Source organism: Burkholderia lata (assembly GCF_902499025.1).
Classification (GTDB): Bacteria; Pseudomonadota; Gammaproteobacteria; order Burkholderiales; family Burkholderiaceae; genus Burkholderia; species Burkholderia lata_C.
Genome location: NZ_CABVPW010000023.1, coordinates 103,685 through 116,386, shown reverse-complemented (window position 1 = coordinate 116,386; position 12,702 = coordinate 103,685). Strand labels below are relative to the sequence as shown.

9 protein-coding genes and 3 pseudogenes are annotated in these 12,702 nt (G+C 60.8%); 7 read left to right on the top strand and 5 right to left on the bottom strand.

The features are described from left to right. Positions 1-515: 515 nt before the first annotated feature. Positions 516-989: pseudogene (locus tag BDI24065_RS23135) on the top strand (type VI secretion system Vgr family protein); the annotation flags it as partial. A gap of 972 nt (positions 990-1,961) precedes the next feature. On the opposite strand, the pseudogene BDI24065_RS23130 reads toward BDI24065_RS23135, so the two are convergent. Then, a pseudogene (locus tag BDI24065_RS23130) lies at positions 1,962-2,129 on the bottom strand (IS3 family transposase); the annotation flags it as partial. Between the two features lie 96 nt (positions 2,130-2,225). Between BDI24065_RS23130 and BDI24065_RS23125 the strand changes: the two are divergent. Continuing rightward, positions 2,226-3,043, top strand: a protein-coding gene (locus BDI24065_RS23125) for an IS5 family transposase (protein ID WP_175033184.1) whose coding sequence is annotated in 2 segments (ribosomal slippage) — positions 2,226-2,574 and positions 2,574-3,043 — 819 coding nt in all. Because the reading frame shifts where the segments join, the coding sequence is not laid out codon by codon here. Between the two features lie 7 nt (positions 3,044-3,050). On the opposite strand, the pseudogene BDI24065_RS23120 reads toward BDI24065_RS23125, so the two are convergent. The 3 genes and pseudogenes from BDI24065_RS23120 to BDI24065_RS23110 form a co-directional block, all read right to left on the bottom strand. Then, positions 3,051-3,946: pseudogene (locus BDI24065_RS23120) on the bottom strand (IS3 family transposase); the annotation flags it as partial. Positions 3,947-4,066: 120 nt separating this feature from the next. After that, positions 4,067-4,414 (bottom strand): hypothetical protein, encoded by a 348-nt coding sequence (locus BDI24065_RS23115; protein WP_175033183.1) that lies wholly within the window; start codon positions 4,412-4,414, stop codon positions 4,067-4,069. A gap of 81 nt (positions 4,415-4,495) precedes the next feature. After that, positions 4,496-5,116, bottom strand: coding sequence for a hemerythrin domain-containing protein (locus tag BDI24065_RS23110; RefSeq protein WP_175033182.1), 621 nt, complete (start codon positions 5,114-5,116; stop codon positions 4,496-4,498). Positions 5,117-5,583: 467 nt separating this feature from the next. Between BDI24065_RS23110 and BDI24065_RS23100 the strand changes: the two genes are divergently transcribed. The 4 genes from BDI24065_RS23100 to BDI24065_RS23085 all read left to right on the top strand — a co-directional run bounded on the left by BDI24065_RS23100 (position 5,584) and on the right by BDI24065_RS23085 (position 10,500). Further along, the gene (locus BDI24065_RS23100) at positions 5,584-7,062 is read left to right on the top strand and encodes a sensor domain-containing diguanylate cyclase (RefSeq protein ID WP_175033181.1); all 1,479 of its coding nucleotides are present in this window, start codon (positions 5,584-5,586) and stop codon (positions 7,060-7,062) included. Between the two features lie 895 nt (positions 7,063-7,957). Then, entirely contained in the window at positions 7,958-8,383 is a 426-nt protein-coding gene (locus tag BDI24065_RS23095; protein ID WP_175033180.1) for a MarR family winged helix-turn-helix transcriptional regulator, read from the top strand. 133 nt (positions 8,384-8,516) lie between these two features. After that, complete coding sequence (locus BDI24065_RS23090) at positions 8,517-10,118, top strand: APC family permease (RefSeq protein ID WP_175033179.1); 1,602 nt, start codon at positions 8,517-8,519, stop codon at positions 10,116-10,118. Positions 10,119-10,245: 127 nt separating this feature from the next. Further along, entirely contained in the window at positions 10,246-10,500 is a 255-nt protein-coding gene (locus tag BDI24065_RS23085; RefSeq protein WP_175033178.1) for a hypothetical protein, read from the top strand. 71 nt (positions 10,501-10,571) lie between these two features. On the opposite strand, the gene pal is transcribed toward BDI24065_RS23085, so the two are convergent. Further along, positions 10,572-11,075 (bottom strand): peptidoglycan-associated lipoprotein Pal, encoded by a 504-nt coding sequence (pal, locus tag BDI24065_RS23080; protein WP_175033177.1) that lies wholly within the window; start codon positions 11,073-11,075, stop codon positions 10,572-10,574. A 405-nt stretch (positions 11,076-11,480) separates the two neighbouring features. On the opposite strand from pal, the gene BDI24065_RS23075 reads away from it, so the two are divergent. Further along, on the top strand, positions 11,481-12,668 hold the full coding sequence (locus BDI24065_RS23075; protein WP_368040790.1) for an MFS transporter: 1,188 nt from the start codon (positions 11,481-11,483) through the stop codon (positions 12,666-12,668). Positions 12,669-12,702: the final 34 nt, after the last annotated feature.

The window sequence follows — 12,702 nt, the reverse complement described above, 5'->3', positions numbered from 1 at the left end:
TTTCAGTGCGTTTTCGAGGGAGGCGAGGCAGCTGCGTACATGGTGCGAGTGGACTCGGTACAGGGGCGGTTGGAGCTTGCTTTCGCTACGTCAGTCAGGCATCGCGGATCGTAGCGCGAACGAGCCGCGGTCATCAGTCGATGCGCTCGGCATCAGGACTGTAATTGTCAGCGATCTGCGCAACGATGGCGAACGGCCGCTTGAATCCACCACGCGTAACAGCTGCCCGGCGTCATGCCGATCGCCGAGGGTGAGTGCCGCGGAAACGAAAGACCTGGCGGGCCAGTTGGCGCGGCGGGTGGTGATGATGCGGGCCGATTGTTGCGGCTCACCGCGAGGGCGGGCGGAAAGACCAGACGTCAACCAGTCTTTCCGCCGCAGATCATAGCCGGTCGGTTCGTCGACGAAATTAGGGGCCAGATAGCGTCTTTTGTTTTGTCGGCCTTTCTCCTACAGTAACGGGGCCTCGGGCCGGCTGGCCTGCCGGGCAGAACCTGAGAAGGAATGAGCAAAAAATGAGTTTCGCTCCGAATAGCGGTTTTCCGACCGGGCTCGGCGGCAGCCCGCTGGGCGCCTTGACGCCGATTGGCAGTGCATTGGGCGGCCTCGGCGGCTCGCTCGTCTCCGGGGTTGCCGGACAGCTTGATTCGTTGGCTGGTTTGGCTGGGCACGTCGACACCGCTCAGCGTGCAATGCCGCTCGCGCAAACCGGCTTCCCGCTGGCGGAGAAGACGCCCGGCGTGCTTGCCGAGGCGATCAACGGCGGCGCCAACCCCGCGCGCCCGACCCAGCTCAATCGCTACGTGACGCTCGATAAGCCGCTCGGCCCGGACGTGCTGCCGGTCGGCGCCGCCGTCGTCGACGAGCACGTGAACCGGTTGCCCGAGATTCACCTCGACCTGCTGCCCCATCGCCACAACCGTCGCCCCGAGGACCCGATCGGCCAGCAGGTCAAGATCCGGTTCGACCAGCAGCTGCGCCCGTCGACGCCGGTGCGTCGCTTTTCATGGGCCAGTCGTTTGTCGTTGCTTCTTTCGGTTGTGGCCTGCACGGTGATGACTGGTTGTAGTGCGGTCGATTCGCAAGCGCTTGACCGGCGCCCAGACCCGACAGCCCGGTATCTGATCTGGGCTCAAGGCGACAAGCCAACCCGCACCCTTTATTTCGCGCAAAGAGTCATTGATGCGCTCTCCTCCAATCCGGTCAGGCACGTCGATCTGATGATCGTTTATGAAGCGCCCAAAGAACCCTATTCGGTAGTGAGGCAGCTTCTTGTCAACTGCGCCACCGATCAGTATTCCGAGCTTGCGAATGTCACGATCTACCGCGATGGACGGACTTCAAGAATTGCCGAGCGCGGGAATCATCCGTTGGTGCCGCAGTTTGCCAAGTTCTCCTGCGGTCCAGCCGGAGCGTTGACGCTGGAAAATGGATTCGTGAACATGGGGCGCTTGCTCGACAACCAGCTGATCGACTGGGCATGGATGTACCCTTGGAAAGATGGTCAGCGGCCGCCCGAGGCCAAAGCTACGCCCGAACAAGCGGCGCGAATGCTGAAGAAACTGGATGAAGTCGATACAGCGACGCATAAGACATACGATAACGCGCGGCAGGACGTTATCGAGAAGTCGGGAGAGATTGCCAGGTTTGGTCCTCGCCCCCAGGGAATGTCCAGTCAGATTAATCACGGACCCCCTCATCCTTGTGGCGGTCCGGGGCCGGGTGAGGTCGTGGTGGGGCAGATGCCGGCCACGAACGGCGTCGGCGCCATTCCGCTATGCGCCTCTCAGTGATTGGGCTGGTAAGGTCAACTTGTTCGGCAAGCGGACGAATGAAGGCAACTGAAGTGGGTAGTCGCTTGGCCTGTGCCGCCATCCGGACACACGCCGCCTGAGGTCGGCCGTTGCCGGCCCGGAATCCGGAGCCCAGCGTCGGGGGGGCGGCGGAATTCTTGGACTGGGTTATGTCGTCAGCCCGAGACTCTCCCGGTACTCAATCGGACTGAGCGCGCCAAGCGAGATCTTGATCCGTTTCTCGTTGTACCAGCGAATGTACGAGTCGACGACCTTGATGAATTGGTCGGTGCTGATGGTCTGCCGGTCGCGAGCGTAAAACAGTTCCGTTTTCAGCAGTCTAAGAGGCCAGTTCAAAACGACCCGCGAGTGGCTGTTAACTTCACCGGCGACCTGTTAACCTCAAGCATCTGAACAACGGGATCATGAGGAATGCAAGCGCCGATCGTTGATGACGAATTGTGGATACTCATCGAGCCATTGCTCCCGTCGCCGAAACCGCGGCGAACGAAGAATCCAGGACGGTTTCCGGTTCCGAATCGGGCAGCATTGAACGGCATCCTGTTCGTGCTCAAGACCGGCATTCGATGGAACCATCTGCCAACCCAGCTCGGCTTCGGTTCGGGGGCAACCTGTTGGCGCCGACTTCGCGACTGGCACGAAGCCGGCGTGTGGGATCGCCTCCACGAACTATTGCTCGCCAAACTGCGAGCGGCCGACCAGATCGATTTTTCACGTGCCGCCGTCGATTCATCAACGGTACGGGCTGTTGGGGCGGGCCAAAAACTGGCCCGAACCCCACTGATCGCGCGCGCCCCGGCTCCAAGCACCACATCGTCACCGACGCCAACGGCACACCTCTCGCCGCGATCCTGACTGGCGCGAACGTCAACGATGTTACGCAGTTGCTGCCGCTGATCGACGCGATTCCATCGATTCGCGGCCTGCGCGGCCACCCGATTCAACGGCCTCGCGTGGTCTACGCCGATCGCGGATACGACTCCGAGCGGCATCGGCGAGCCCTGCGCAATCGCGGTATCCAGCCAGTGATCGCGAAGCGCCGGACCGGACACGGCAGCGGACTCGGCAAGTATCGTTGGGTGGTCGAACGCACACACTCCTGGCTCCACAGTTTTCGTCGCCTACGCACTCGCTTCGAGCGACGGGCTGACATTCACGAAGCATTCCTGAAACTCGGTTGCTCGCTTGTCTGTTGGAACATCTTCAGGCGTATCGAGCAGCCTTTTTGAACTGGCCTCTTAGGAATGACTGCCAGTCATCGCCGGTGAACTGACTGCCCTGATCCGAATGCACCATAACGCCGGGTCCCGGTTTGCGCTTCCAGACTGCGGCCAGCAAAGCCTGCAATACCAGATCGCTGGTCATCGTTGATCGCGTGGCCCAGCCGACGATCTGACGCGAGTACAGATCCATGACCGCCGCCAGATACAGCCAGCCTTCGTAGGTTCGGATGTACGTGATGTCGGTGACCCAGACCCTGTTCGGCGCGTCGGGGGCGAACTCCCGATTCAGGATATTGGCCACCACGCCAACCGGACCGCCACGATAGCGAGGCTTGCTGCCGTAGCCAACCTCGGCGCGCAAACCTTCTCTCCGCATTAACCGGAGCACGCGGTGACGACTGCACATCTCGCCCGATTCACGCAAATCCACCGTGATTTTGCGGTAACCGTAGACGCCGCCGCTGGCCAGCCAATGATGCTTGATCAGACCCAGCAGTCGGTCGTCCTCGTGCTTGCGCGCACTGCCCGACTGACGCTGCCAGACGTAATAGCCGCTGCGATGAACGCCGAGCACTCGGCACATCGTCCGCAGACAGTGCTCGTTGATATGGGCCCGCATGAACGCGTACCTTGCTGTCATCCCTTTGCAAAGTACGCGGCGGCCTTTTTTAGAATGTCGCGCTCCTCGGTTACCCGCTTGAGTTCGGCCTTCAGTCGCCGCACCTCGGCGCTTTGATCCAGTTCCACCTGCCGTACCACATCTGGCTTATCGAACTTCGCCCGCCAGGCATACAGGCTGTGCGTTGTAATGCCCAAACGCTGGGCTACATCCGCCACCGAATGACCACGCTCGGTGACTTGCTTGACTGCTTCGATCTTGAACTCATCCGTGTACCGCTTGCCGCTCATACTGACCTCCTCGGTTGCCATAAATTATGGCTCGAAGATGTCTACGAAAGGCTGGCCGGTCCACTCCGTCACTATGCTCACGACCTCGGCTGACCGAAAACTAGCCTCGCGGCACATTCGCTAGAGCGCGTACTGCAATGCCAGGTCGAAACCGATTACGACTAGCGAGCAGCCGAGGCCGGCCAGGAGATTTGCGACACGATGTTCGAAATCGTGATGGTGGCTGATCCAAGCTCCAATCAGGAAAATGCCTTCGAAGACGACCTGAAGCGCAACGAACACGAGCATCAACAGAAACTCGTAGCCCATGAACCGGAAGTTCGAGAAGTTCACGCCGTATTCGGCGACCGACCTGCCCACCCTGAGAACTTCATATGCCAACAACAGGATCGGAAAGACGTAACTGGCAAGGTAGGTGGGCACACTTGCGTGCCGCAGTTCCAGATGAAAGTGGTGAATGGCTTGCATATCTCCTCCTGCGTCGGCTTCCGGTACTCAAAAAGCCTGCTTGAACTTCACGATGGCAGATCCTGCTGAACTGCATGTGCATCACTTGACCTGCCGTCCATCGAACGATGCAACCGAACGGCCAGTTTCCTGATCCGGGATGGTGTGGACGATCATCGAGAACAATTTCCCCAGATCTTCTTCAAGCTTTTCTCCGTCGAATGGATCGCGATTGGCGCCAAAGGCGGCGTCGATCTCTACCCAGTCATCCATTGTCAGCAGACGTTTGGCTGCCGGCAAAATCAGCGTTTCTTCCAGGCATCGGTGGTCCGCATAGAACTCCGCATAATCGTCCGTCAGCGCGCCCAGCGTACGAAGCGCAGAGGCGCCCTTCAACTCGTACCGGGTCAGCGCGTGCTCCAGATTTCTCAGCTTCAAGTCGCCTCGATCGTGCTGAGACTCCAGTTCATCAAGGACGCTGTCGAACTCGTTGGTTCGATCCCGCAATGGTCTGAACAGGTAGCGGTCCTCTTTAGGATGGTGTACCTGTTGCGGGTATTCTCGGATGTAGTAAAGCATTGCCCGAAACACCATGAGGCCCGGAACGGGGGCGCCAGCAACAAGCAGATGGACAAAGCGCTGCATGCCCCCGATCACAGTAAGCAACTGGTCGTGCTCCTGGAGGATGACGGTTATGGCGCTACGCGGCCTGAGCAACGGCATATCGAACTCCGCAGCGATAACGGAAATACACTGGCGAACCAGCGGCTTACAGCCTCGCTCCGACAGCAAGCGCAGAAGCCTGTATCGATACTTCCATATTGGTCATCGGCCACTCGGGATCAAAGTGCGTCAACACCGCGGCGTTGATGAAGATCAACGATCTGTTCGGACATCTTGATCCATCAGGTTAATGCCCGTTGGCCAGTGGACTTGCCCCTGCGTGACCGGACAGGCGGTCACGCTTAGGTTTGAGCATGTGCTTGCTGGCGAAACTCGCGTAGTGAGGGGTATTTCAGAGCACTATGCGGGGGCGATCCGTTGTGATGGCCGAACGCGATGGCCAGGTTTCGCGGCGCCGTCTTGGCGTGGGGCTTGGGCACCTCAAGCTTGCACATGTGCCCCTCCATTTCTAGTATGGGGAAACCACACGCGACGCCCGCGCACGACGTTATGCGGCGAGGAGACTCATGCAGCCCCGGACGGCAGCTCCCTATACCATTGTGGCGATCGGAATCGTGGTCGCCTGCGCGCTGATGGGCTTGTGCGTGCTGCAACTGATTCAGAGCCGTCAAGACGCGCGCGAGCGCGCCAGCGAAACGTCACGCAATCTCGGCCTGATAGCAGAACGCGATATCGAGCGAAACATAGAGCTCTATGACTTGTCGTTGCAAGCGTTGATTCATGGTCTCCAGCGGCCCGATGTGATGGCGGCGACGCCGGCGGTGCGGCGCGACGTACTGTTCGACCACGCGATGACCGCGCAATTTCTCGGCTCGATGCTGGTGCTCGACGCCGATGGCAACATCATCCTGGATTCGGCCAATGGCGTGCCGCGCCACGGTAATTTCGCGGATCGAAAGTACTTCACGGTCCATCGCGATAACCCGAATGTCGGACTCTACATCAGCGATCCGTTCGCGTCGCGCCTGCGCGGCGGCACGCTAAGCATTGCCCTGACGCGGCGAATCTCGAACCCGGACGGCTCGTTTGCTGGCATCGCGCTTCTTGCGGTCAATCTCGAGTATTTCCATCAGTTGTTCGCCGGCCTGTCACTAGGGCAGCATGGTTCGGTCTCGCTGATCGGCAGGGACGGCATCATGGTGATGCGCCAGCCGTACAACGTCAGCATCGTCGGGCGCGATATCAGCAAAGCCGTGACGTTTCGGCGGTTCCAGGCGGCGCCCGAGGGCGCGTTTTCGGAAACTGCGTCGATTGACGGTGTTCGCCGCCTCTATTACTTCAAGCATCTCCCAAAGCTGCCGCTGATCATCATGGTCGCGGAAGCGGAGCAGGATATCTATGGGACGTGGCGGCACCGCGCGTTGATGATCGGCGCGCTGGTGGTGACTTTCGGTGCTTCCTTCATCGCGCTGTCTATCGTGCTCGGCGGGCAACTCCGGCGCAGAATGCGAGCGGAGTCCGAACTCGTGCTGCTGGCACGCACCGACGGTCTCACCGGGCTGAACAACCGCCGCAGCTTTGGGGAAGTACTGAACCGGGAATGGCGTCGTGCGCGGAGGGAGCATTCCGTTTTCTCGCTGCTGTTCGTCGATGTCGACCGCTTCAAGGCGTACAACGATACCTATGGCCACCCGGCTGGCGACGACGCGCTCGCCGCGGTTGCTCGCTGCATCGGCGAGAATATCCGTCGGCCGGTCGATACTGCAGCACGCTACGGGGGAGAGGAATTTGTCGTGCTGCTCCCGGATACGGCGCAGCCCGGGGCCACGCTGATCGCCGAGCGAATTCGGGTGGCGATCGACGCATTGGCACTCGAGCACGCCGGAAGCGAATACGGTCGTTTGACCGCCAGTATTGGCCTGGCGAGTTGGATGCCTGACCGGGACGAGGAGCCCGGCGCGTTGATCAAGGCGGCTGACGAGGCGTTGTACTGTGCGAAGACAACCGGCCGAAACAGAGTTGCGGCTTTTCAGTCTCAAGTGTGACGGCACCCTGGTCTGATACTTCGAAATTTCTTTCGACCGCGGGCGACGACGCGAATAAAAATCGGTATCGGAGCCGATGTGCGAGTCGAATCGCCGCTTTGCATTTTCGTTTTCTCGTCCGTCCGGAGTATCCACCCGTTGACGGGACAACATGTCTCGATACCCCAGGCATTGCGAACCGCATGGTGAACCGGCACGCAGGTCAATCGACGACGGCGATACAGCCGTACGTCTTTCGTCGTGCTCCGATACGTCCGTCACATGAGCAGTCTCTATCGGGTGACACCTCGGTTAAACTCGCGTGCTGGCAAATATGGGAACGAGCCTGACCTGCTCCGTGCGTGTGCCGCAAGCGAACCCACGGTCATCCTATGCGAACGGGGATCGCCGGGGAGTCTGCCCGGAGAGATGCATGGAGGACACATTCGCCGCGGTGGATTGACAGAATGCAGGGCGGATCGATTACCACCGGAAGCGGTCGCCTGCGAGGCGGGAGCGTGTGCCCCAGCCATCGGGGTGATAGGTCACGCTGGGAATGTATACCGGGCCGGAAGCCGAATCGCTTGCCCACCCGTGGCGCGCTTGCGGTGTCGAATCTGGCGACGGCTGAGGGCTGCCCACATGCGGAATATTCCACGCCGGGGCAACGACGTGGCTGGCCGTTCCCGCATGTGCGCTTATCGAATGACCGGGCTGTAAGACGGCCAACGCGATCAGCATCGGTATCGAAATGCCGTCCACTTCTCCTCACTCATACTGGTTGATGGGGTCAATCCACGCCGCGATCGGAGCAGCGATTAATGAAAGCACTTTGCACTACCCGTCACACGCGCCTATATTTTAGGTCACGTGATGACATGATTCCAGAAAACCACCGGCGTTTCTGGAGATCTTGATGGCAGCGAGCAATAGAAGGACCGGTGGAACCGCCACCAAGCACGACCTCGAACAACTGTCGGAATTTCGCTATCGGCTGAGGCGCTTCCTGCGTTTTTCAGAGGAGATTCTGCGCGCCGAAGGGCTGACGCCGCTGCAGTACATGTTGATGTTGCACACCTGTGCGTTTCCGGACCGGTCGTGGGCGACGGTGGGCGAGATTGCCGAGCGGCTGCAGGCGTCGTCGCACGGCACGGTGGCGCTGGTAACACGCTGCGAAGCAGCCGGGCTCGTCAGGCGCCAAACGAGCGAGCATGATCGAAGGCAAGTGGAGATTCATCTGACGCAAAAAGGGGCGGATTGTCTGCGCAAGGTCGCGGCTTTGCACAAATCGGAAATTCAGTCGTTTGGCTGGGCATTCCACGACGTCACCGATACCAACTGAACGGAACGCGCGGCAGCGATGCGCGCACACGGACTCACCGAATGGTCGACACACATCGGCCGTCACGAGAACCGGAAGGGCGGGAGAACGAACACACACGCAGCAGGGGGAGGTCGTTTGCAAGGAGTGGAACATGAGCACGACCTCAAGCCTCAATCTGGAAGGCAAGCTCCGGCGTGACGCCGGAATCATCGGGCTGTTGTTCGCCAGCACGACCAGCATGGTCGGCTCCGGCTGGCTGTTCGGCGCCTATCACGCATCGCGCATTGCCGGGCCGCTGAGCATCGGCAGCTGGGTTCTGGGCGCGGTCATCATCATGCTGATCGCGCTTTGTTTTGCCGAGCTGGCCGCACTGTTTCCCCGCAGCGGCGCGCTCGTCCACATGAGTCATGCAAGCCATGGCGCGGGACTCGGACGCATCTGGTGCGGACTGCTGTTTCTTGCCTATGTGCCGGTGCCGGCGGTCGAGGCAGAGGCAATCGTCACCTACGCGAACAACTACCTGCCGTGGTTCATCCAGCCTGGAAGCGCAGGCCTGTTGACGGCGATCGGCTTCATGGCCTGCGCCGGGCTGCTCGGTATCATGGCCTTGCTGAATCTGATGGTGATCCGCTGGCTGCTCGGTGTGAACTCGACCATTACGTGGTGGAAGATACTCGTGCCGCTTCTGACAATTGTCGGCTTGCTGGGCGCGAGTACGCACTGGGGCGTGATGCAAGCGGCGCCCGCCAGTTACCATCTATCGGGCATGTTCACCGCACTGCCGGCCGCGGGCATCGTCTTCAGCTACCTCGGCTTTCGAACCGCGATCGACCTGGGCGGCGAAAGCGCGAATCCGCATAGGAACATCCCGCTCGCCGTGATCGGCGCGGTGCTTCTCGCCGCTGTCATCTACATCCTGCTTCAGGTCGCATTCATCTATGCGCTCGCGCCGGCCGACCTTGCCGGCGGATGGAACCACCTCAGCTTCAAGGGCGAGATGGGGCCGTTTGCAGGGCTTGCCGCATCCCTTGGCATGGGCTGGATGGCAACGCTCCTCTACATCGACGCGTACGTGTCGCCCGGGGGAACCGGACTCATGTATGTCACCGGCGGCTCGCGCATCCTGTTCGCGGCGGGCGAACTGCAAGCCGGCCCGCGCATGCTGACGCGGCTGAATGCCAACAGGATCCCCTGGGTCGCGGTGCTGATCATGTGGGGAGTCGGCGTGCTGTTTCTGCTGCCGTTTCCGGCGTGGCAGCAGATGGTGAGCTACATCACGTCGATCACCGTTCTCACGTACGGGCTGGGCCCGATCGCGCTGCTGGTTTTGCGACGCAACATGCCTGAGCTCCGGCGACCGTTCCGGATGAGCGGGGCCGGATTGATCGCGCCGGTTGCATTCGTCTGCAGCAACCTCGTCATCTACTGGACCGGTTTCAAGACCAACAACTTCCTGTTCTCCCTTGTCGCAATCGGCTTTGTTCTCTACGCGCTTCACCATCACGTCGTCGCGCGCCGCAGCCCGCGAGACTTCGGCTGGAAGCATATCGCATGGTTGCTGCCGTGGTTTGGCGGGCTTTGGCTGTTGTCCTGGCTGGGCGGCATCGGCGGCGGCCTGGGTGTCATCGGATTCGGTTGGGACATTCTGCTGGTCGCCGCCTGGAGCATGGTGGTCCTCGCGCTGGCCATGCGCAGCGCTCTCGATGCCGGCGAGACGGCGGAGATGATGGGGCGCATGAACGAAACCAGCTGAAGGACTCGTTGGTTTGGGCCGGAATCCGCACACTCGACAGGAACCGGAGCCATGACATCGGAATCGACAGGAGGAGACGGCAACGTGCCGACTCGGGCCGACACATATGCCGGCAAGGACGTTCCGCATGAAACTGAGCGTTGAACTGGCCGTGCTGCGTCGGCGGCTTGCGGTCGCCTTGCATCTCGATCAATGGAAGGAGGTGTTGGCCGGTAATCTAGAGGATGAGTCGAATGACGATCGCGAGTGGGCCATCGTCTACCGGACGGCGAATGGATATTGCTGCCTTTACCGGGGGAAGCCGATCGAGTTCGACGAGCTCTCCGACGTGCAGTCCTGGTCCGCCGAGATGGATGTTCGGACATACTTCATGGGCTTGTGATCGCGATGCCGATCATGGACTGTTCCGGTCCGAAATGCGTGGCGGTGGCTCGCCCCCGCCACGCTGGCGCTTCATCGATAAACGATATCCGCGCGACGATTCTGCGCCCATGACGCCTCATCGTGGCCCAGTGCAACCGGCTTCTCCTTGCCGAAGCTGACCGCCTCGATCTGTGAGTCAGGTACGCCGAGCGTTTCCAGCGTGCGAAGCACGGCCTGCGACCGGCGTTCGCCCAACGCGAGGTTGTACTCGCTGGTGCCGCGCTCGTCCGTATTCCCTTGAATCAGGACATGGCGGGCTGGATGAAGGCGCAGATAATCCGCGTGTGCCTGCAGAAGAGACTGGTATTCGGGTTTGACTTCATAGCTGTCGAAATCGAAATAGATGCTGCGTTTCGCGAGCGGGCTGTTGGGGTTGTTCAGTTCGTCAGCCATGGTCGATGGCGTGCCGATCGCCTGACCATTTGCCGCATTCTGATTCATCATGCCGGCCGTGCCGGACGTCTTTGTCGCGGTGTGGCATCCGCCGAACAGCACGAGCACCAACACCACCGCATATCGCATCAAACCTTTCATCATTGGTCTCCCGAAGGATGCGTTCTATCGAACGGAACGGGTCGCAGATCCTCGAAGCAGGCGACCGCGCAACTGCCGGAAAGCGCAGTGAGCGCCGCTGTACCTTTTGATGTGCGACGGGATTTTGTAAATGGACTGAAGGATATTTCGAAAGCTTCGCGTGACCATATGGCCGGTGGAATGGATCACATCAAGTAGAGTAGGAGAAATGTCACAACATGACTAGTTGACATGTTACGATTCGGAAATTCTGCTGAATTGTGAATTCAGATGTGCTTTCTCAGCTAGCTTAACTCGACGTCCGGTCGTCCCGATACGAAAGGCCGGCGCGAGCTTCTTGAACCCGGCTACCCAGCTGGGTTTTTTTTGTCCGTTGTTTGGGCTGTTCGATAATTCGCGTCAACGATGTCCCAGTCGTCCACCGTGTCTTCCCGCATGACCGCGCCCGAATTGCGCGCGACCACGTCGCTCGCGGCGATCTTCGCGCTGCGCATGCTCGGCCTGTTCATGATCATGCCGGTGTTCTCGGTCTACGCGAAAACCATTCCGGGCGGCGACAACGTGCTGCTCGTCGGCATCGCGCTCGGGGCCTACGGCGTCACGCAGTCGCTGTTCTACATTTTCTATGGCTGGGCGTCCGACAAGTTCGGCCGCAAGCCGGTGATCGCCACGGGCCTCGTGATCTTCGCGCTCGGCAGCTTCGTCGCCGCGTCCGCGCACGACATCACGTGGATCATCGTCGGTCGCGTGATCCAGGGGATGGGCGCGGTGTCGTCCGCGGTGCTCGCGTTCATCGCCGACCTGACCTCCGAGCAGAACCGCACGAAGGCGATGGCGATGGTCGGCGGGTCGATCGGCGTGTCGTTCGCGGTCGCGATCGTCGGCGCGCCGATCGTGTTCCACTGGGTCGGGATGAGCGGGTTGTTCGCGATCGTCGGCGTGCTGTCGATCCTCGCGATCGGCGTCGTGCTGTGGATCGTGCCCGACGCGGCAAAGCCCGTGCACGTGCCCGCGCCGTTCGCCGAGGTGCTCCACAACGTCGAGCTGCTGCGCCTGAACTTCGGCGTGCTGGTGCTGCACGCGACGCAGACGGCGCTGTTCCTCGTGGTGCCGCGCCTGCTCGTCGACGGCGGGCTGCCGGTCGCCGCGCACTGGAAGGTGTACCTGCCGGTGATGGGGCTCGCGTTCGTGATGATGGTCCCGGCGATCATCGTCGCGGAGAAGCGGGGCAAGATGAAGCCGGTGCTGCTGGGCGGCATTCTGGCTATCCTGATCGGTCAATTGCTGCTGGGCAGCGCGCCGCATACCATCCTGATTGTGGCGGCGATCCTGTTCGTGTACTTCCTCGGGTTCAACATCCTGGAAGCGTCGCAGCCGTCGCTCGTGTCGAAGCTCGCGCCGGGTTCGCGCAAGGGCGCGGCCACGGGCGTCTACAACACCACGCAGTCGATCGGGCTCGCGCTCGGCGGCATCGCGGGCGGCTGGCTGCTGAAGCACGGCGGCGCGAACACGGTGTTTCTGACGTGCGCCGGATTGGTCGCGGCATGGCTCGTGATCGCCGCCGGCATGAAGCAGCCGGCGAGGCGCGTGTGAGCGATCCGGAGATCGTTCGATATTGAAACAAGGC